Raw genomic sequence first — 19,913 nt, forward strand, 5'->3', positions numbered from 1 at the left:
AGCTACGATGATGGGGTCTATGCAGAATAGCCGCAACCGTGTGCCGGAATCGCACACGGTTGCCCAGGATCAAGACGGCTTATTGCTGCCGTCGTCGCCGGATAACAGCTCATCAAGCCTGTCACCGCCGACATGACGGAAATCCTGTCCTTTAACGAAGTAGAAAATGATTTCGCAGATGTTCTGGCAGCGGTCACCGATACGCTCAATGGCGCGGGCGCAGAACAGTGCCGTTAATACACTGGGGATGGTACGCGGATCTTCCATCATGTAAGTCATCAACTGACGCACAATACCTTCGTACTCTTTATCCACTTTTTTGTCTTCGCGGTAGATCTGAACGGCTTCGTTAAGATCCATACGCGCAAACGCGTCCAGCACGTCATGCAGCATCTGTACGGTGTGGCGGCCCAGGGATTCCAGGCTAACCAGCAGCGGCAGATGTTGCTGACCAAACTTCTCCAGTGCGGTACGGCTGATTTTCTCGGCCACATCGCCAATGCGTTCCAGCTCGGAAATGGTCTTGATAATTGCCATCACCAGGCGCAGGTCGATAGCGGTAGGCTGACGTTTGGCGATGATGCGGACGCAGGCCTCATCAATCTCCACTTCCATCATGTTGACCTTCTGGTCGCCATCAATGACACGCTGGGCCAGATCACCGTCCAGATTATGCATCGCGGTGATCGCATCGGTCAGTTGCTGTTCGACCAGCCCGCCCATGATCATCACCTGAGTGCGTATGTGCTCCAGCTCAGCATTGAACTGACCGGAGATGTGTTTATTCAGATTTAAACTGTCCATGGCGATCTCCTGTCGAATCAGCCGTAGCGACCTGTGATGTAGTCTTCTGTTTGTTTCTGTGCCGGCTTGGTGAACAGCGTGTCAGTGTCGCTGAACTCAATCAGTTCGCCCAGATACATAAACGCCGTGTGATCGGAACAACGTGCAGCCTGCTGCATGTTATGGGTCACGATCACCACCGTGTAATCCTGCTTCAGTTCGGTAATTAATTCTTCGATACGGCCGGTAGAAATGGGGTCCAGTGCAGAGCATGGCTCATCCAGCAGCAGCACTTCCGGACGGATAGCGATGCCGCGGGCAATGCACAGACGCTGCTGCTGTCCACCAGACAGGCTGTAGCCACTCTGGTGCAGCTTGTCTTTGGTTTCGTTCCACAGGGCCGCTTTGGTCAGCGCCCACTGCACGCGCTCATCCATGTCGGCACGAGACAGCTTCTCGAACAGGCGCACGCCGAAAGCGATATTGTCATAAATCGACATCGGGAAAGGCGTCGGCTTCTGGAATACCATGCCAACCCGGGCGCGCAACAGTGCGATATCCTGATGCGACGCCAGAATATTGTCGCCATCCAGCAGAATATCACCCTCTGCTCGCTGATCCGGATAGAGCGAATACATTTTGTTGAAAGTGCGCAGCAGGGTGGACTTACCACAGCCTGATGGCCCAATAAACGCCGTGACCTGGTTTTTAGCAATATCCAGGTTGATATTTTTCAGAGCGTGAAACTTGCCGTAATAGAAATTCAGATTACGAACCTCGATTTTTCCGGCTGATGCAGTCGCAGTACTCATTGTTTTTCTCTCTTAATCAACACCGCGCAGGGCAGTGTCGGTAGTTAACCGTGTTTGCCCTTGGCGAAAACAACTCTTGCTACGATATTCAGCAGCAGCACGCACAGGGTAATAATCAGTACGCCAGCCCAGGCCAGATTTTGCCACTCGGCAAACGGGCTCATGGCGAATTTAAATATGGTGACCGGGAGGTTAGCCACGGGCTGCATCATGTCGGTGCTCCAGAACTGATTCGACAGCGCAGTAAACAGCAGCGGCGCGGTTTCACCAGCGATACGGGCAATCGCTAACAGCACACCGGTGATGATGCCGGAAACCGACGCTTTAAGCGTAATAGCCGAGATCATCTTCCATTTCGGCGTACCCAACGCATAGGCGGCTTCGCGCATGCTGTCTGGTACCAGTCGCAACATGTTTTCCGTGGTTCGAATCACTATCGGAACCTGCAGCAGCGCCAGCGCAATCACGCCCGCCCAGCCGGAGAAGTGGTGCATTTGCGCCACGACGATGGTGTAGACAAACAGGCCAACCACAATCGACGGTGCTGACAGCAGAATGTCATTAATAAAACGAATCACTTCTGCCAGTGCTGATTTGCGTCCGTATTCCGCCAGATAAACGCCGGCCATAATGCCCAGCGGCGTACCGAAGAAGGTAGACCAGAAAATCAGTAAACCACTTCCTGCCAGGGCGTTGGCTAAGCCACCACCCGCGGTGTTTGGCGGCGGAGTGGACTCCGTAAACAGCGACCATGACAAACCATCGATGCCACGGCTTACCGTAGTAAACAGAATCCACACTAACCAGAACAGGCCAAAAGCCATGGTCAGTAACGACATCGTCAGCGCAATTTTATTCTTGGTACTGCGCCATGACTGCATCTTACGACGTGACGCTTCCAGTTCTGCGCGAGCCTGCACTTCCATCGTTGTCATGATCGCGTTCCTTCACTTTTGGCCAGCCGCATAATCATTAACTTTGAAATCGCCAGCACGATAAAGGTGATAACAAACAGAATCAGGCCCAGCTCCATCAGGGCCGCAACGTGTACGCCTGACTCTGCTTCAGCGAATTCGTTCGCCAGCGCTGAGGTGATACTGTTGCCAGGCATAAACAGCGAGGCGCTGTCTAACTGGTAGGTGTTACCGATAATAAAGGTCACGGCCATGGTTTCACCCAGTGCACGTCCCAGACCGAGCATGACACCGCCGATCACCCCATTTTTAGTGAAGGGCAGAACAATGCGCCAAATCACTTCCCAGGTCGTGCAGCCAATGCCATAAGCCGACTCTTTCATCATCACCGGCGTCTGTTCAAACACGTCACGCATTACCGAGGCGATATACGGGATGATCATGATGGCCAGGATAACGCCTGCGGCCAGGATACCGATACCAAATGCGGGGCCAGAAAACAGCTCGCCAATGACAGGAATGCCCGACATCACATCGCCAACCGGCGTCTGGAAGTACTGTGCGAACAGTGGCGCAAAAACAAATAAGCCCCACATGCCGTAAACAATGCTGGGGATCGCCGCTAACAGCTCAATGGCGGTACCCAGTGGACGACGTAACCAGCCTGGTGCGAGTTCAGTAAGGAAAAGCGCAATACCGAAACTGACCGGTACCGCAATAATCAGGGCAATAATTGAGGTGACGAGCGTACCGTAAATCGGTACCAGCGCACCAAATTGTTCGTTAGGGGCGTCCCAGGTTTTGGTCCACAAAAACGCGAAACCAAATTTCTGTATGCTTGGCCAGGAAGAGAAGATCAGGGAGACAATGATGCCGCCCATCAGTAACAGGACGATCAGCGCAGCGAGTTTTACCAGTGCACCGAAAATTCTGTCGCCTTGCTTGCCTGGGGCTTTGAATGCCGACTTCGTTGCAGCCATAGAAGTCTCAGTCCTCAGAAGTTATCAGGGCGGCAGACGCCGCCCCTGAAGGCTGACCAGACGTCGGTCTGGCCAGGGTCATTCACTTACTTATAAAGCGCTTTACCTGAACTGTCTTTGATATTGGCTTTCCATGCAGCGCGGATCTGCTGAACTACGCTGTCAGGCAGGGTGGCATAATCCAGCGCGTTTGCCGTTTTGCCGCCGTCTTTGTAAGCCCAGTCGAAGAATTTCAGCACTTCGGCACCTTTCGCCGCGTTAGCCTGGTCTTTGTAAATCAGGATAAACGTGGTTGAGGTGATTGGCCATGCGTCGTTGCCTTTCTGGAAAGTCAGGTCCTGAGCAAAAGATTTGCTCCAGTCCGCGCCTTTCGCCGCGTTAGAGAAGCTGGTTTCGCTTGGCGCAACCGCTTTACCATCCGCATCCACCAGCCTGGTGTAGGTCAGATTATTTTGTTTGGCATAAGCATATTCAACGTAGCCGATTGAGCCTGGCAGACGCTGTACGAAGGCGGCGACGCCGTCGTTACCTTTACCGCCCAGACCGGTTGGCCAGTTAACAGTATTGCCCTTACCAATTTTGCTGTTCCACTCTTCGTTCACTTTTGCCAGATAGCTGGTGAACACGAAAGAGGTACCGGAACCATCCGCGCGGCGTACCACGTTGATGTTAGTGTCTGGCAGTTTCACGCCTGGGTTCAGTTTAACAATCGCAGGATCGTTCCACTTTTTGATGTTACCCAGATAGATGTCGCCAACGGTTTTACCGTCCAGCGTCAGTTGACCTGATTTGATGCCCGGCAGGTTAACCGCCAGCACCACACCACCGATCACGGTTGGGAACTGAAACAGGCCATTTTTCTGCAAATCTTCGTCTTTCATAGGCGCATCAGACGCACCGAAATCAACGGTTTTGGCGATAATTTGTTTTACACCGCCAGATGAACCAATGCCCTGATAGTTGATTTTGCTACCGGTGGCTTGCTGATATTCTGCTGCCCACTTGGCATAAACCGGCGCCGGGAAAGTCCCGCCCGCACCCGTCAGATCGGTGGCTGCAAAGGCAGAAACCGCGCTAACGGCAAAAGAGGCGGCAAGGATTCGGGCTACGGTGCTACGCATCAGTGTCATGTTCCCTCCAGGGGAGAAAATTCAGGCTCAATGCCTTTTTAGTAAGAGTCAGTGATTGCTGCAGGAGGGAAAATAGGACAGTTTAGTGACAGAAAAATGTAGTTAATATTACAGTTATATGACAGACACACTTATTGCTCATTTTTACAAGCCCACTATTGAAAAGGACATGTTCAATGACATTTATGAAGAAGCTTCTGGTATGCAATGTTGTCCTCCTCTGTACGCTGGCCAGCGCCCATGCGTACGACGTACCGCAGATTCATTCGAATGAATCTTTTGCAATGACAGATAACAGAGGCACTCTGGCCACAATTGACAGTAGTGGCGCGGTCAGACAAGCGTCTGTCAATGCTGAGGATGTGAGTGAAACGAAGAAGCAAGTACAAGCGTTAATAAAAACGCAAGAAAACCAGACTGATACCCTCAATACGCTCTCACAAAAGCTAAGCAAAAATGAAGATGTGATCACTAACCTGCAACGTTCACTCGATGAGGCTAACCGCAAAATCAGCGATCAGCAGCGCGCACTTGAGCAAGTCAGCAGCAAAATTAAATAAAAGAAACGCGTGAATCCCGCCAGGGATTCACGCGTAAGACGCATTACTCGACCGTCACCGATTTCGCCAGATTACGCGGCTGATCCACATCGGTCCCTTTAATCAGGGCCACGTGATAGGAGAGCAGCTGCAGCGGCACGGTATAGAAGATAGGCGCAATCGCTTCTTCCACGTGCGGCAGGGGAATGATCTTCATTCCATCGCTGTCGCTAAAACCAGCATCTTCATCAGCAAACACGTACAGCAGACCGCCGCGCGCGCGCACTTCTTCGATATTCGATTTCAGCTTCTCTAACAGCTCGTTATTCGGTGCCACGACGATAACCGGCATATCGGCATCAATCAGCGCCAGCGGCCCGTGTTTGAGCTCACCAGCAGCATAAGCCTCGGCATGAATATAAGAGATCTCTTTTAACTTCAGCGCGCCTTCCATCGCAATCGGATATTGATCGCCACGGCCCAGGAACAGCGCATGATGTTTATCAGAGAAATCTTCTGCCAGATCTTCAATCAGCTTATCCTGCGCCAGCATTTGTTCAATGCGGCTTGGCAGTGCCTGCAGACCATGAACAATCTCATGCTCTTTTTCCGCTGGCATACCGTTCAGGCGACCCAGTTTTGCCACCAGCATCAGCAGCACGGTGAGCTGGGTGGTAAAGGCTTTGGTCGACGCGACACCAATTTCCGTGCCCGCTTTGGTCATCAGCGCCAGATCAGATTCTCGTACCAGGGACGAACCGGCGACGTTACAGATAGCCAGCGATCCCAGATAACCCAGCTCTTTTGACAGGCGCAACGCAGCCAGCGTATCCGCAGTTTCACCCGACTGAGACAGCGTAATCAGCAGGCTGTTTTTACGCACCGCCGATTTGCGATAGCGGAATTCAGACGCGATTTCGACATCACAAGGGAGATTAGCCAGTGCTTCAAACCAGTAGCGTGAAACCATGCCTGAGTTATAAGACGTACCGCAGGCAATGATCTGGATATGCTCAACTTTGCTGAGCAGCGTTTCTGCATGCGGGCCGAGCTCGCTGAGATCCACTTCGCCGTGATTAAAACGACCGGTTAAGGTGTTTTTAATCGCGTTAGGCTGCTCGTAAATCTCTTTCTGCATGTAGTGACGATACAGACCTTTGTCACCGGCATCGTACTGCACGCTGGATTCGATCTCTTCGCGACGGACCTGGTTACCGGCACCATCAATAATGGTGACATCACGGCGACTCACTTCAGCGATATCGCCCTCTTCCAGATAGATGAAGCGACGGGTGACCGGTAGCAGTGCCAGTTGGTCAGACGCGATAAAGTTTTCGCCCACACCTCGCCCAATGACCAGCGGACTACCGGAACGGGCCGCTACCAGCAGCGACGGATCGCGGCTGTCCATGATCACCATGCCATAGGCACCGCGCAGTTGAGGGATCACGCGCTGCACGACTTCACGCAACGAGCCACCTTGTTTCTGTTCCAGATGGACCAGATGCGCCACGACTTCAGTATCGGTTTCTGAGGCAAAGTGATAACCCTGAGCCATCAGCGCTTCGCGCAGAGGCTCATGGTTTTCGATGATGCCGTTATGTACGATAACGATGTGCTCAGAAACGTGCGGATGCGCGTTGGCTTCTGAGGGCTCGCCATGCGTTGCCCAGCGCGTGTGGGCAATACCGGTTCCACCCACCAGGGGCTGTTCTTCTGCGGCAGCAGCCAGCATCTGCACCTTACCCAGGCGACGCAGGCGCGTTATGTGCCCCTGCTGATCGACGACGGCCAGACCGGCTGAGTCATAACCGCGGTATTCCAGGCGGCGTAAACCTTCTAATAAAATTTCTGCGATATCACGTTGTGCTACTGCACCAACAATTCCACACATAGTTATTTCCTGACTTCATGGCGTTAAGCCATTGCGTTGTCATATGACCTGATAGTCCGGCTTTGCCGGTTCCCCGAGCCTTGTAGAGAGTGGGGATTATAGTTTTGGTACTACAGCGGCCCGTTAACACGGGCCGTAAAAATTATTTTTTCTTCTGCGGACGCTGCCAGTCGGCTTTGTGATTCTGCTCTTTACGGTTATAGACCAGATCAGCGCCGGAAATATCTTTCATCACCGTGGTACCTGCCGCAATCGTTGCGCCTGCCGCCACGGTGACCGGCGCAACGAGTTGCGTGTCCGATCCGACAAAGACGTTATCGCCAATGATCGTTTTAAATTTGTTGGCACCATCGTAATTACAGGTGATTGTCCCGGCGCCAATGTTCACATTGGCACCAATCTCAGCATCGCCAAGGTAAGAGAGGTGACCCGCTTTGGACCCTTTGCCGAGACGGGCTTTCTTCATCTCAACAAAATTGCCCACGTGCGCAGCCTGAGCAAGTTCACTACCCGGGCGCAGACGCGCGAATGGTCCTACGGTACAGTCAGTGGCCAGATTTGCATCCTCGATCACCGAATAAGGGCTGATATCACAGTCATCCCCGATAACGCTGTTTTTGATAATACAGCCCGCGCCAATTTTAACCCGGTTGCCCAGCGTCACCTGGCCTTCAATAATGACGTTGGTATCAATTTCAATATCCCGACCGTGCTGCAGCGTTCCGCGCAGGTCGAAACGTGCAGGATCGCGAAGCATAACGCCAGCCAACAGCAGTTTTTCAGCCTGCTCGTGTTGATAAGTACGCTCAAGCGTAGCCAGTTGCAGGCGATTGTTGACGCCGTCAGTTTCGCTATTGCGGGCCGGATGGACGGCATTAATTACCCGACCTTCACCGTGCGCTAATGCGATGATGTCAGTAATGTAATACTCGCCTTGGGCATTATTGTTATTTAGCCTGGACAGCCAGCGCTTAAGATCACCGCCGTTGGCGATCAGAATACCGGTATTAATTTCATTGATAGTAAGCTGAGAAGGGTTAGCATCTTTTTGCTCAACAATACCGACGATGGTGCCATTTTCACGCACGATGCGGCCGTAACCTGTCGGGTCATCCAGTACAACCGTTAACAATCCGATACCGCCCGCGGGTTTAGCCTCGCGCAAACGCTGTAAGGTGGCTTCAGAAATCAGCGGAACGTCACCATAGAGCATCATGATGTCTTCGTCATCAGCAAAGTGCGGGGCCGCCTGCTGCATAGCATGACCCGTACCCAGTTGCTCTGCCTGCAGCACCCAGTTGACTGCGCTGTCAGTTAACGTTGCTTTGAGTTGATCGCCGCCGTGTCCGTATACCAGGTGCACCTGCTGTGCACCCAGCCCTTTTGCGGCATCAATCACGTGCTGAACCATCGGTTTACCTGCCAGCGTATGCAACACTTTTGGCAGATCGGAATACATACGGGTGCCCTTGCCAGCGGCAAGAATTACCACGCTCATCGCACTGTTAGACATATCCATCCTGACTGATTGTAGACTGAAGAAAGTTAAACGATTTAGCACTGAGATTACTACATTTTTCTTGTCCCGAAATTAGCCAGAATCCTGTTACCCCTACGGCAGGCAAAAAAAATGCCAACCCAAAGGGCTGGCATTTCGTGACGCATAAAGCCGGATTACATCGCTTTTTTGGTCAGCTCGATCACGCGCAGTTTCGCAATGGCTTTCGCCAGCTCCGCAGAGGCCTGAGCGTAGTCCACGTCGCCGTGGCTGCTGTTCATATGCTCTTCTGCTTTACGTTTTGCTTCCAGCGCACGCGCTTCATCCAGATCGGTACCGCGGATCGCGGTATCGGCCAGAACAGTGGTGCTGCCAGGCTGCACTTCCAGCACGCCGCCAGAGAGGTAAATAAACTCCTCTTCGCCGTGCTGTTTCACGATACGGATCATTCCAGGCTTAATGGCAGTCAGCAGCGGGGCGTGACCAGGAAAAATTCCCAGTTCACCTTCGCTACCTGACACCTGAATTTTCTGCACCAGACCAGAGAACAGTTGGCTCTCTGCACTGACAACATCCAGGTGATAAGTCATAGCCATAATTTTCCTCCTGGGAAACCGTTATTACAGTTTCTTCGCTTTTTCGACCGCTTCTTCGATGGCGCCAACCATGTAGAAGGCCTGCTCTGGCAGGTGGTCAAATTCACCTTCCATGATGCCTTTAAAGCCACGGATGGTGTCTTTCAGCGTCACGTATTTACCTGGAGAACCGGTGAACACTTCTGCTACGAAGAACGGCTGAGACAGGAAGCGCTGGATCTTACGCGCACGTGCCACCAGCAGTTTGTCTTCTTCAGACAGTTCGTCCATACCCAGGATGGCGATGATGTCTTTCAGTTCCTGATAACGCTGCAGCAGTGACTGTACGCCACGTGCAACGTCATAGTGCTCCTGACCCACAACTAATGGGTCCAGCTGACGGCTGGTGGAGTCCAGCGGATCAACTGCCGGGTAGATACCCAGAGAGGCGATCTGACGGCTCAGGGTGACTGTTGAGTCTAAGTGAGCAAAGGTGGTTGCTGGTGACGGGTCAGTCAAGTCATCCGCTGGCACGTAAACGGCCTGTACGGAGGTGATTGAACCTGTCTTGGTGGAGGTAATACGCTCCTGCAACACACCCATCTCTTCTGCCAGCGTTGGCTGATAACCTACCGCAGATGGCATACGACCCAGCAGTGCTGATACTTCCGTACCGGCCAGGGTATAACGGTAGATGTTGTCGATGAACAGCAGAACGTCACGGCCTTCATCACGGAATTTCTCCGCCATGGTCAGACCGGTCAGCGCCACGCGCAGACGGTTACCCGGCGGCTCGTTCATCTGGCCATACACCAGCGCGACTTTATCGATAACGTTGGAGTCAGTCATTTCGTGGTAGAAGTCGTTACCCTCACGAGTACGTTCACCCACGCCAGCAAAGACCGAATAACCTGAGTGCTCAGCCGCGATGTTACGGATAAGCTCCATCATGTTTACGGTTTTACCTACACCCGCACCACCGAACAGACCGACTTTACCGCCCTTAGCGAACGGACACATCAGGTCGATAACCTTGATGCCGGTTTCCAGCAGTTCCTGCGAGTTAGACTGATCTTCATAAGAAGGCGCAGGGCGGTGAATAGAGGAGACCTCTACGACGCTGCCGTCTTCTTCTTTCAGGTCGCCTTTCATGTCGATAGGCTCGCCCAGCACGTTCATGATACGGCCGAGGGTTGCTTTACCAACCGGTACCTGGATCGGTTTTTTCAGGTCGGTGACGTTCAGACCGCGCTTCAGGCCGTCAGAAGTACCCATGGCGATGGTACGAACCACGCCACCACCCAGCTGCTGCTGAACTTCCAGCACCAGACGAGCATCACCATTCATAACCTCAAGAGCGCTGTACACTTGCGGTACTGCATCCTGAGGGAATTCGACGTCAACTACGGCGCCGATAATCTGGACAATCTTTCCAGCTGCCATCTTGAATCCTCTACCTAATTCCAAACCTGGTTAAACCGCGGAGGCTCCCGAGACGATCTCGGTAAGTTCCTGGGTGATGCTGGCCTGACGAGCTTTGTTGTAAACCAACTGCAGCTCTTTGATCAGATTTCCGCCGTTATCGGTTGCAGCTTTCATTGCCACCATACGTGCGGCCTGCTCACTGGCCAGGTTTTCCACCACACCCTGATAAACCTGCGATTCGACATAGCGACGCAGCAGCGTATCCAGCAGCGCTTTCGGATCGGGCTCGTACAGGTAATCCCAGGTCTTCGCCTTCATCTCTTCTTCACCTTCCGCTGGCGGTAACGGCAGCAGTTGGGTAATGGTCGGAGTCTGAGACATGGTGTTGTTGAACTTATTGCTGACAATGTACAGCTTGTCGATGCGGCCTTCATCATAGGCCTGCAACATCACTTTTACCGGGCCGATAAGATCAGAGAGCGCAGGCTTATCGCCCATGCCAGTGACCTGTGCCACAACGTTGCCACCAACAGCGCCGAAGAATGACACGCCTTTAGATCCCACAATCGCCAGATCGCTCTGGACGCCTTTGTCGGACCAGGCCTTCATCTCTGCCAGCAATTTTTTGAACAGGTTAATGTTCAAACCACCACAAAGCCCGCGGTCAGTCGAAACGACCAGGTAGCCGACGCGCTTAACGTCGCGCTCATCCAGGTAAGGGTGCTTGTATTCCAGATTACCTAACGCAAGGTGACCAATCACTTTGCGCATGGTATCTGCATACGGACGGCTGGCCGCCATGCGTTCCTGCGTTTTACGCATTTTGGAGGCGGCGACCATTTCCATCGCTTTGGTGATCTTCTGCGTATTTTTTACGCTTCCGATCTTGGTACGTATTTCTTTTGCGCCGGCCATTAGCTTCTCCTCAAAGCCTTGCGGCCTGCCTTTTCAGACAAGCCGCCAGACATTACCAGGACTGGGTTGCTTTAAACGTCTCGAGGAGGCTTTTCAGCTTCTCTTCGATGTCGTTATTGAAGTTACCAGACTGGTTGATTTCAGCCATCAGCTCGGCGTGATCGCGATCTGCGAACGCCAGCAGAGCAGCTTCGAAGCTACCAATTTTTGCCAGCTCAACGTCGTTCAGATAGCCGCGTTCCGCTGCGAAAAGAACCAGACCCTGCTGCGCGACAGACATCGGCGCATACTGTTTCTGCTTCAGCAGCTCGGTCACTTTCTGACCGTGGCTCAGCTGTTTACGGGTTGCATCGTCCAGATCAGAAGCGAACTGGGAGAATGCTGCCAGTTCACGATACTGTGCCAGCGCGGTACGAATACCACCGGACAGTTTCTTGATGATCTTGGTCTGTGCAGCACCACCAACACGGGATACAGAGATACCCGGGTTAACAGCCGGACGGATACCGGAGTTGAACAGGTTAGATTCCAGGAAGATCTGACCATCAGTAATCGAGATTACGTTGGTCGGAACGAACGCAGAAACGTCACCCGCCTGAGTTTCGATGATTGGCAGCGCGGTCAGAGAACCGGTCTGGCCTTTCACTTCACCATTAGTGAAGCGCTCAACGTAGTCAGCGCTCACGCGTGATGCACGCTCCAGCAGACGAGAGTGGAGATAGAACACGTCGCCTGGGAAAGCTTCACGGCCTGGTGGACGGCGCAGCAGCAGAGAAATCTGACGGTAAGCAACAGCCTGTTTAGACAGGTCATCGTATACGATCAGCGCATCTTCACCGCGGTCACGGAAGTATTCGCCCATGGCGCAACCTGCATACGGAGCCAGATACTGCAGTGCAGCAGACTCAGACGCAGACGCAACGACGACGATGGTGTTAGCCAGCGCACCGTGCTCTTCCAGTTTACGAACCACGTTGGAAATGGTTGACGCTTTCTGACCAATCGCAACGTAGACACATTTGATGCCTGAATCGCGCTGGTTGATGATGGCGTCGATTGCCATTGCGGTTTTACCGGTCTGACGGTCACCGATGATCAGCTCACGCTGGCCACGGCCGATTGGAATCATCGCATCGACAGATTTGTAACCGGTCTGAACAGGCTGGTCGACAGACTGACGGTCGATAACACCAGGTGCAATGACTTCAACTGGCGAGAAGCCGTCGTTGTCGATTGCGCCTTTACCGTCGATAGGTGCACCCAGGGTGTTCACCACGCGGCCCAGCAGGCCACGGCCAACCGGTACTTCAAGAATACGGCCAGTACACTTGACCTTCATGCCTTCGGCCAGGTCAGCATACGGACCCATCACCACCGCACCTACAGAGTCACGCTCGAGGTTCAGGGCGATAGCGTAACGGTTTCCCGGCAGGGAAATCATCTCACCCTGCATAACATCGGCCAGGCCGTGTACGCGGATGATACCGTCACTTACAGAAACAATAGTACCTTCGTTGTGAGCTTCACTCACGACATTGAACTGAGCAATGCGCTGCTTGATCAGTTCGCTGATTTCGGTGGAATTCAGTTGCATATGCTCCAGTCCCCTTAAGACTGCAAGACGTCAGCCAGACGGTCAAGACGGCCGCGTACGCTGCCATCAATAACCAGATCACCCGAACGGATGATCACGCCTGCCATCACAGACTTATCAATTTTGCAATTCAGCTTAACTTTGCGTGACAGACGTTTTTCCATCGCGGCGCTGATTTTAGTCAGCTGGTCGTCACTCAGCGTGCTGGCAGAAATAACATCCACTTCGGCAGTCGCTTCATAAGCGTCTCGCAGTTGAATGAATTGCGCCAGAACAGCCGGAAGCGCTGTCAAACGTCCGTTTTCCGCCATCACCTTAATCAGGTTCTGTGCGGGTTCATCCAGTTGATCACCACAGACTGCATTAAACGAGGCAGCCAGTGCTTCAGGTGCTAAAGCACCAGAAAGCAGGTCGGCCATCTGTTCATTGGCAGCCACTTCTGCGGCAAACGCCAGCATCTTTTGCCAGCGTTCAATACTTTGATGCTCAACAGCAAAGTCAAAAGCTGCTTTGGCGTAGGGGCGAGCTACAGTAATCAGATCAGACATCAGCCCCTCCCTCCTTACAGTTCAGCGACCAGTTTATCAACGATGTCGCTGTTAGCAGCTTCATCCACGGAACGTTCGATGATCTTCTCGGCACCAGCCATAGCCAGCAACGCGACTTGCTTACGCAGTTCTTCACGTGCACGTTTGCGTTCGGCGTCAATTTCGGCCTGCGCTTGTGCAACAATGCGAGTGCGTTCGTTATCAGCTTCAGTCTTGGCTTCGTCCAGAATCTGCGTGCGACGCTTGTTCGCCTGCTCGATAATGACCTGAGCTTCCTCTTTCGCTTTTTTCAGCTGGTCGGTCGCATTAGCCTGCGCGAGATCCAAATCTTTCTTCGCGCGTTCAGCAGAAGCAAGGCCTTCAGCAATTTCTTTCTGGCGCTTTTCGATGGCAGCCATAATCGGTGGCCATACGTACTTCATGCAGAACGCGACAAACAGGATGAACGCGATGGCCTGGCCGAGGATTGTTGCATTAATGTTCACAGCACAATGCCTCTAATTAAGTATTTAACTTTTCTGCCGCTATCAACGATAAACGGCAGAATCCGTTCACTCTCACACCAGGTGCGGAGTGAACACGGGGGCTTTAGGCGACAGCGAACATCACGTAGAGGCCCAGACCAACAGCGATCATTGGGATTGCATCCACCAGACCCATTACAACAAAGAACTGCGTACGCAGCAGAGGAATCAGGTCAGGCTGACGAGCAGCGCCTTCCAGGAATTTTCCTCCGAGGATGCCGATACCGATCGCAGCACCGATTGCCGCCAGGCCCATCATCACAGCGGCAGCCATGTACAGCAGATCCATATTCAGGTTTTCCATGACAGTCTCCAGTTTGTTTCAGTTAAACGCGTATTGTTGAGAAAAAAATCAATGTTCTTCAGATGCCATCGACAGATAGACAATCGTGAGGACCATGAAGATGAAAGCCTGTAGCGAAATAATCAGGATGTGGAAAATGGCCCAAGGCACATTCAGAATCCACTGTGACCACCACGGCAACAGACCGGCAATAAGGATAAAGATCAGTTCACCCGCATACATGTTGCCGAACAGTCGCAGACCGAGAGAAACCGGTTTGGACAGCAGGCTAACACCTTCCAGAATAAGGTTAACGGGGATAAAGATCGGGTGATTAAAAGGCTGCAGCGTCAGCTCTTTCGTGAAGCCGCCAATGCCTTTCATTTTGATGCTGTAGAACAGAATCAAAATAAAGACGCCCAACGCCATTGATAACGTGATGTTCACGTCTGCAGAAGGTACCACGCGCAGCGCCGGTAACCCCAACCAGTGCTCACCAATATAGGGCAGCAAATCGATTGGCAGCAGATCCATGAAGTTCATCAGAAAGACCCAGACAAAAATTGTCAGAGCCAGCGGGGCGATAAGTTTGCTCTTACCGTGATACATGTCGCGCACGTTGCTATCAACGAAACCGACAACCAGTTCGATAGCCGCCTGCATTTTCCCTGGCACACCGCTGGTGGCGCTTTTCGCCACGCTACGGAACAACACCAGGAAGATAACTCCCAGCACCAGAGAGAAAAACATGGAATCGATATTTAATACCCAGAACGTCGCGGGAGCGTCGTGAGCATTCACTAACTCGAAGGTACGCAGGTCCAACTGAAGATGAGTCAGGTGGTGACCAATGTACTCTTGCGGAGTAGAGATTTCTCCTGCAGCCATGATGCCTCTTACCCTTTGTTGTTAATTACCGCCGGTGCCAACATCTGAACGACCAGCACCGATAACCAGGTGATCCCGACCGGCCAAAAGACCGCATCGAATACGCCCAACGCCACAATGAGCAAAATAATGGTCGCGAACACTTTGGCTATTTCACCCAAAGCGAAGCTCCACGCGACGCGCCCCGAAGCCGGAGTTTGCCCTTGCAGGCGCCAGGCTATAAACAAGAACAACACGTTTGGCAGCCAGGCTGCCATCCCGCCAGCAAGAGCAGAGCTGCCCCAGGTGACATCTTTCAAGGCAAAGAGTGCACCGACGATGACAATGGTCACTAGCTGAATCATCAGCACCGTTCGGGCGTATTTTACACTGTAAAGAGACACTGACATGACGCTGATACTCTCCTGCCCTTTAGGGGTATGTCGCGTGTCGTATAAGACTGCCTTTGTGCATTTGAGTCAAGTAGCAAAAGCCGTGCAAATTATACGGGCCGTCCCTGTGATTTCAATCGTTAAGTAACGAAAAGGTGAACAATTATCTAAATTTCTTTCCGAATGACTATTTTTCCAAAGATACGGAGCAGCCGTTTATGGATAAAGCTGTGAAAAGTTCTGCAGCGGCTCAATTTTAAAGCGTGCTTTAGATCACATAATAAGCATTCACACCACAGTAACTTTTATTAAGGAGCCATTATCCAACTAAGGTATGAAGGATAAAAACATTGATAATCATCACGTTAAAAAGAAAAACGTCCTTGATAATTTTTGTTGTCGATGAAAATGGTCTATTGACATCGAAGTCTGCTTCAGAATCGTAAAATGCCTATTACTCATGCAAAAATTTTATTGCCCTTAAATAGGATTAATCGCGATGCACGCGTTTAATACCCAGCGGATTAGTGATTATTTTGATAAAACTTTGTGAAATAAAAGTTAAATGTGAAAAAGTTTTTCAGATAATTTCCGGGGCGAAATTTAACAATGTGACACTCAACATCGCCGGGTTCGCCCCTCAAACTATCGCATCTTTGGTAACACAGGCACGATGAAACGCCAGGCTTTCACGGTGCCTGAACGCTTCCTGGCGGTGTAATAATAACCAGATGACGCTCACCGTCCAGTTGTGGAACCTGGAGCGAGATAACCCTGCCCAGCGAATAGCCTGCGGGCAGGCTGGTAATTTCATCATCGGGCCGGACCCCTTTCAGGGCATAAAAACGGCCGTTCTTCGCCGGCAAATGGTGACACCAGTTCACCATATCCTCCAGTGAAGCAAAGGCGCGGCTGATCACACCGTCAAAGGGTGGCTCAGAAGGAAACGCTTCTACCCTGCTCTGTACCGGTTCGATATTGGTCAGCCCCAGCTCATGTTGGACCTGCCGTAAAAATCGTACCCGCTTACCCAGGCTGTCCAGCAGGGTGAAATGCGCATCCGGCATGACGATGGCCAGTGGAATGCCCGGTAAACCAGGACCGGTGCCGACATCAATAAAGCGTGCCCCCTCAAGATGAGGCGCCACCACGATACTGTCGAGGATATGGCGAACCAGCATCTGCTGAGGATCGCGCACCGAGGTCAGGTTATAGGCTTTATTCCATTTATCCAGCAGCCCGACATAAGCGACCAGTTGCTGTTTTTGTTGATCGGAGAGGGAAATGTTAGCCGCTTGCAGCAGCGAAGTGAGTTTGTTGATCACAGCATCAGTCCAGTCAGCGGGGGCGGGATAACCCGCCCCGGTTCAGATCAGGCGCTTTTGCGCAGCAGACCTTGTTTTTTCAGGTAAATAAGTAAAATCGAGATGGCAGCAGGCGTGATGCCTGAGATACGTGATGCCTGGCCGATAGAAACCGGTTTGTGATCGTTCAGCTTGGCGATAACTTCATTTGAAAGGCCACTGACCTGGCGATAATCAAGCGTCGCGGGCAACAGCGTATTTTCGTTACGCAGCTGACGATCGATCTCTTCCTGCTGACGTGCAATGTAGCCTTCGTATTTAACCTGGATTTCAACCTGATCGGCAGCCTGATCATCCGCTAAAGCCGGACCGAACGCATCAAGCGCCATCAGCTTCAGGTAGGTCATTTCAGGACGACGTAGCAGATCCTCCGCACTGGCTTCTTTCGTCAGTGGCGAGCTGGTGATGGCGTTAACCGCATCGACATGTTCTGACTTGGGGTGCACCCAGATATCACGCAACCGCTGGCGTTCCTGCTCAATGGCTTCCAGCTTCTGATTAAAACGAGCCCAGCGCGCATCATCCACCAGGCCAAGTTCACGGCCGGTTTCCGTCAAACGTAAATCAGCATTGTCTTCGCGCAGCATCAGGCGATATTCCGCACGCGAGGTAAACATGCGGTAAGGCTCTTTGGTACCCAGCGTGCACAGGTCGTCGACCAGAACCCCCAGATAAGCCTGATCGCGACGCGGCGCCCAACCTTCTTTGTCAGCAGACTGGCGTGCCGCATTAAGGCCAGCCAGCAAACCTTGTGCTGCGGCTTCTTCATAGCCTGTGGTGCCGTTGATCTGACCGGCAAAAAACAGACCGTCGATAAATTTGCTTTCCAGCGTGAGTTTCAAATCGCGTGGATCAAAGAAGTCATACTCAATGGCATAGCCCGGACGCACGATCGTCGCATTTTCCAGACCCTGCATAGAACGAACGATCTGCATCTGTACGTCGAATGGCAGGCTGGTAGAGATACCGTTAGGGTAGATCTCATTGCTGGTCAGCCCTTCAGGCTCAAGGAAGATCTGATGTGAATTACGATCGGCAAAGCGCATCACTTTGTCTTCGATCGACGGACAATAGCGTGGACCGATCCCTTCGATGATCCCGGCGTACATTGGGCTACGATCGAGGTTATTACGGATCACATCATGTGTTTTTTCATTGGTGTAGGTCATCCAGCACGGCACCTGCTGGGGGTGCTGTCCGGCATTGCCCATGAAAGAGAATACCGGCATCGGGTTATCGCCATGCTGCGGGGCGAGTACGCTAAAATCGATGCTGCGTGCATCAATGCGCGGCGGTGTACCGGTTTTCAGGCGGTCAACGCGCAGTGGCAAAGCGCGCAGGCGTTTTGCCAGAGGAATCGACGGCGGATCACCTGCACGGCCACCGCTGTAGTTATCCAGCCCGATATGAATTTTACCGTCGAGGAAGGTTCCCACGGTTAATACGACCGTTTTGGCACGGAATTTCAGGCCCATTTGGGTTACCGCACCGACGACACGATCGTTTTCGACGATGAGATCGTCCACGGCCTGCTGGAAGATCATCAGGTTTGGCTGATTCTCCAGCGCTTTACGCACGGCCTGGCGGTAGAGCACGCGGTCTGCCTGAGCACGAGTGGCCCGTACAGCAGGGCCTTTGCTCGCGTTTAGTATCCTAAACTGAATACCTGCCTGGTCGATTGCACCGGCCATCAAACCGCCTAAGGCATCCACTTCCTTTACCAAATGTCCCTTGCCAATTCCACCGATTGCAGGATTACAAGACATTTGTCCCAGCGTATCGATGTTATGGGTCAGTAACAGGGTTTGCTGACCCATTCGGGCTGCTGCCATGGCAGCTTCCGTGCCCGCATGACCACCACCAATTACGATGACGTCAAAAGGATCTTGATAAAACATGAAGTGGTACCTCGTTGATGAATAGTCAGAGATCGTTCTCTCTGGGCCGTGGATTCTACTGAAATTATGGCTGAGGTGAAAGCAGCGGGATCGTCAGGTATTAAAAGAAAAGATCTTAATTCTTTATATGATCTTTCTGTTAGATCTCTTATTAGGATCGCGGTTCCCTGTGGATATCTGCGAAAAGCACAGCGTAAACAAGCGTATAGAGAGGATCGATACCTGTTAATGATCGGTGATCCTGATCCGTATAAGCTGGGATCAAAATGGCTTGTTATCCACAGCTAACAAAGTGAACTCCGGTTGTTCTTTGGATAACTACCGGTTATACGCAACTAAACAGGGTAGTTATCCACAAAACAAACGGCAGGATCGTGTGAAAAACAGTATCTTCTGCTGGGGATCGTAGCTATTTCCCGATCCCCAACCAGCTTAGATCGCGTCTTTCCAGGTCATCACCCACTCTTCAGCCGGATCTTCAGGGATCTCATGTTCCAGAATATCAATTTCGAGCCTTTCACCGATGCGCTGTGCACCACAGGCAATTAACAGGGCATCAAGGTTGCGTATTGCACCACAAAACAGATCGTATTCATGGTTGCCGATGCCAACTGCGCCAAAACGTACGGCTGACAGATCGGGACGGCTCTCATCAATGGCCTCATAAAAAGGTTGCAGATTATCCGGCAACTCTCCGGCACCGTGGGTAGAACTCACCACCAGCCAGATGCCCTGTTGCGGCACGTCATGCAGCTCAGGGCCGTGCAGCATCTGCGTTGAGAAGCCCGCTTCCTGCAGTTTTCCTTCGAGATGTTCAGCAACATATTCGGCGCTGCCTAAGGTGCTGCCACTGATTAACGTAATGTCGGCCATCGTGCTCTCCTGAGATCAAGGAAAGCATTGTACGCTGTGATCAAGCGGTGATCCACCTGTGGAAAACAGGGTTATTAGTTTAGATGATGTCGATGCAGCCGTTGT

The 19,913-nt window shown here is 52.2% G+C and carries 20 protein-coding genes; 1 reads left to right on the forward strand and 19 read right to left on the reverse strand.

Going from position 1 to position 19,913, the window contains the following annotated elements; all coding sequences use genetic code 11:
• Window positions 1–69 precede the first annotated feature (69 nt).
• The 5 genes from phoU to pstS form a co-directional block, all read right to left on the reverse strand.
• Window positions 70–804: a phosphate signaling complex protein PhoU gene (phoU, locus tag QNH99_RS00290; protein WP_063877777.1), complete on the reverse strand. Its 735-nt coding sequence runs from the start codon at window positions 802–804 to the stop codon at window positions 70–72.
• Window positions 805–821: 17 nt separating this feature from the next.
• Complete coding sequence (gene pstB / locus QNH99_RS00295) at window positions 822–1,595, reverse strand: phosphate ABC transporter ATP-binding protein PstB (protein ID WP_013023943.1); 774 nt, start codon at window positions 1,593–1,595, stop codon at window positions 822–824.
• A gap of 44 nt (window positions 1,596–1,639) precedes the next feature.
• Entirely contained in the window at window positions 1,640–2,530 is an 891-nt protein-coding gene (gene pstA, locus QNH99_RS00300) for a phosphate ABC transporter permease PstA (protein WP_096012548.1), read from the reverse strand.
• Window positions 2,527–3,489 (reverse strand): phosphate ABC transporter permease PstC, encoded by a 963-nt coding sequence (gene pstC, locus QNH99_RS00305; RefSeq protein WP_063877776.1) that lies wholly within the window; start codon window positions 3,487–3,489, stop codon window positions 2,527–2,529. The genes pstA and pstC overlap by 4 nt, the downstream gene beginning before the upstream one ends.
• 86 nt (window positions 3,490–3,575) lie before the next feature.
• Window positions 3,576–4,619: a phosphate ABC transporter substrate-binding protein PstS gene (pstS, locus tag QNH99_RS00310; RefSeq protein WP_063877775.1), complete on the reverse strand. Its 1,044-nt coding sequence runs from the start codon at window positions 4,617–4,619 to the stop codon at window positions 3,576–3,578.
• Window positions 4,620–4,795: 176 nt separating this feature from the next.
• On the opposite strand from pstS, the gene QNH99_RS00315 reads away from it, so the two are divergent.
• Window positions 4,796–5,179, forward strand: a complete 384-nt coding sequence (locus QNH99_RS00315) for a hypothetical protein (RefSeq protein ID WP_096012546.1) — start codon at window positions 4,796–4,798, stop codon at window positions 5,177–5,179.
• A 43-nt stretch (window positions 5,180–5,222) separates the two neighbouring features.
• Here QNH99_RS00315 and glmS read toward each other — a convergent pair whose 3' ends face one another.
• From glmS to mioC, 14 genes are all read right to left on the reverse strand, one after another.
• Entirely contained in the window at window positions 5,223–7,052 is a 1,830-nt protein-coding gene (glmS, locus tag QNH99_RS00320) for a glutamine--fructose-6-phosphate transaminase (isomerizing) (protein WP_063877773.1), read from the reverse strand.
• Window positions 7,053–7,194: 142 nt separating this feature from the next.
• On the reverse strand, window positions 7,195–8,565 hold the full coding sequence (gene glmU, locus QNH99_RS00325; protein ID WP_063877772.1) for a bifunctional UDP-N-acetylglucosamine diphosphorylase/glucosamine-1-phosphate N-acetyltransferase GlmU: 1,371 nt from the start codon (window positions 8,563–8,565) through the stop codon (window positions 7,195–7,197).
• 161 nt (window positions 8,566–8,726) lie between these two features.
• Entirely contained in the window at window positions 8,727–9,146 is a 420-nt protein-coding gene (locus QNH99_RS00330) for a F0F1 ATP synthase subunit epsilon (protein WP_013023936.1), read from the reverse strand.
• A 24-nt stretch (window positions 9,147–9,170) separates the two neighbouring features.
• On the reverse strand, window positions 9,171–10,568 hold the full coding sequence (gene atpD / locus QNH99_RS00335) for a F0F1 ATP synthase subunit beta (RefSeq protein ID WP_063877771.1): 1,398 nt from the start codon (window positions 10,566–10,568) through the stop codon (window positions 9,171–9,173).
• 30 nt (window positions 10,569–10,598) lie between these two features.
• Window positions 10,599–11,465, reverse strand: coding sequence for a F0F1 ATP synthase subunit gamma (atpG, locus tag QNH99_RS00340; protein ID WP_063877770.1), 867 nt, complete (start codon window positions 11,463–11,465; stop codon window positions 10,599–10,601).
• A gap of 52 nt (window positions 11,466–11,517) precedes the next feature.
• A complete protein-coding gene (gene atpA, locus QNH99_RS00345; protein WP_241568102.1) occupies window positions 11,518–13,059 on the reverse strand; it encodes a F0F1 ATP synthase subunit alpha in 1,542 nt (513 codons plus the stop codon).
• A gap of 14 nt (window positions 13,060–13,073) precedes the next feature.
• The gene (gene atpH / locus QNH99_RS00350) at window positions 13,074–13,607 is read right to left on the reverse strand and encodes a F0F1 ATP synthase subunit delta (RefSeq protein WP_006121199.1); all 534 of its coding nucleotides are present in this window, start codon (window positions 13,605–13,607) and stop codon (window positions 13,074–13,076) included.
• Between the two features lie 14 nt (window positions 13,608–13,621).
• Window positions 13,622–14,092, reverse strand: coding sequence for a F0F1 ATP synthase subunit B (atpF, locus tag QNH99_RS00355; protein WP_013023933.1), 471 nt, complete (start codon window positions 14,090–14,092; stop codon window positions 13,622–13,624).
• Window positions 14,093–14,195: 103 nt separating this feature from the next.
• Window positions 14,196–14,435, reverse strand: coding sequence for a F0F1 ATP synthase subunit C (atpE, locus tag QNH99_RS00360; protein ID WP_003849523.1), 240 nt, complete (start codon window positions 14,433–14,435; stop codon window positions 14,196–14,198).
• Between the two features lie 48 nt (window positions 14,436–14,483).
• Window positions 14,484–15,302 (reverse strand): F0F1 ATP synthase subunit A, encoded by an 819-nt coding sequence (atpB, locus tag QNH99_RS00365; protein ID WP_063877769.1) that lies wholly within the window; start codon window positions 15,300–15,302, stop codon window positions 14,484–14,486.
• Window positions 15,303–15,310: 8 nt separating this feature from the next.
• Window positions 15,311–15,691: a F0F1 ATP synthase subunit I gene (gene atpI, locus QNH99_RS00370; protein ID WP_063877768.1), complete on the reverse strand. Its 381-nt coding sequence runs from the start codon at window positions 15,689–15,691 to the stop codon at window positions 15,311–15,313.
• 671 nt (window positions 15,692–16,362) lie between these two features.
• Window positions 16,363–16,998, reverse strand: coding sequence for a 16S rRNA (guanine(527)-N(7))-methyltransferase RsmG (gene rsmG / locus QNH99_RS00375; RefSeq protein WP_410517184.1), 636 nt, complete (start codon window positions 16,996–16,998; stop codon window positions 16,363–16,365).
• Window positions 16,999–17,045: 47 nt separating this feature from the next.
• Entirely contained in the window at window positions 17,046–18,935 is a 1,890-nt protein-coding gene (gene mnmG / locus QNH99_RS00380) for a tRNA uridine-5-carboxymethylaminomethyl(34) synthesis enzyme MnmG (RefSeq protein WP_063877766.1), read from the reverse strand.
• Window positions 18,936–19,367: 432 nt separating this feature from the next.
• Entirely contained in the window at window positions 19,368–19,808 is a 441-nt protein-coding gene (mioC, locus tag QNH99_RS00385) for an FMN-binding protein MioC (protein ID WP_410517185.1), read from the reverse strand.
• Between the last annotated feature and the right edge of the window lie 105 nt (window positions 19,809–19,913).

Origin of the sequence: Pantoea allii, from assembly GCF_046529425.1 — a bacterium.
Taxonomy (GTDB): Bacteria; Pseudomonadota; Gammaproteobacteria; order Enterobacterales; family Enterobacteriaceae; genus Pantoea; species Pantoea allii.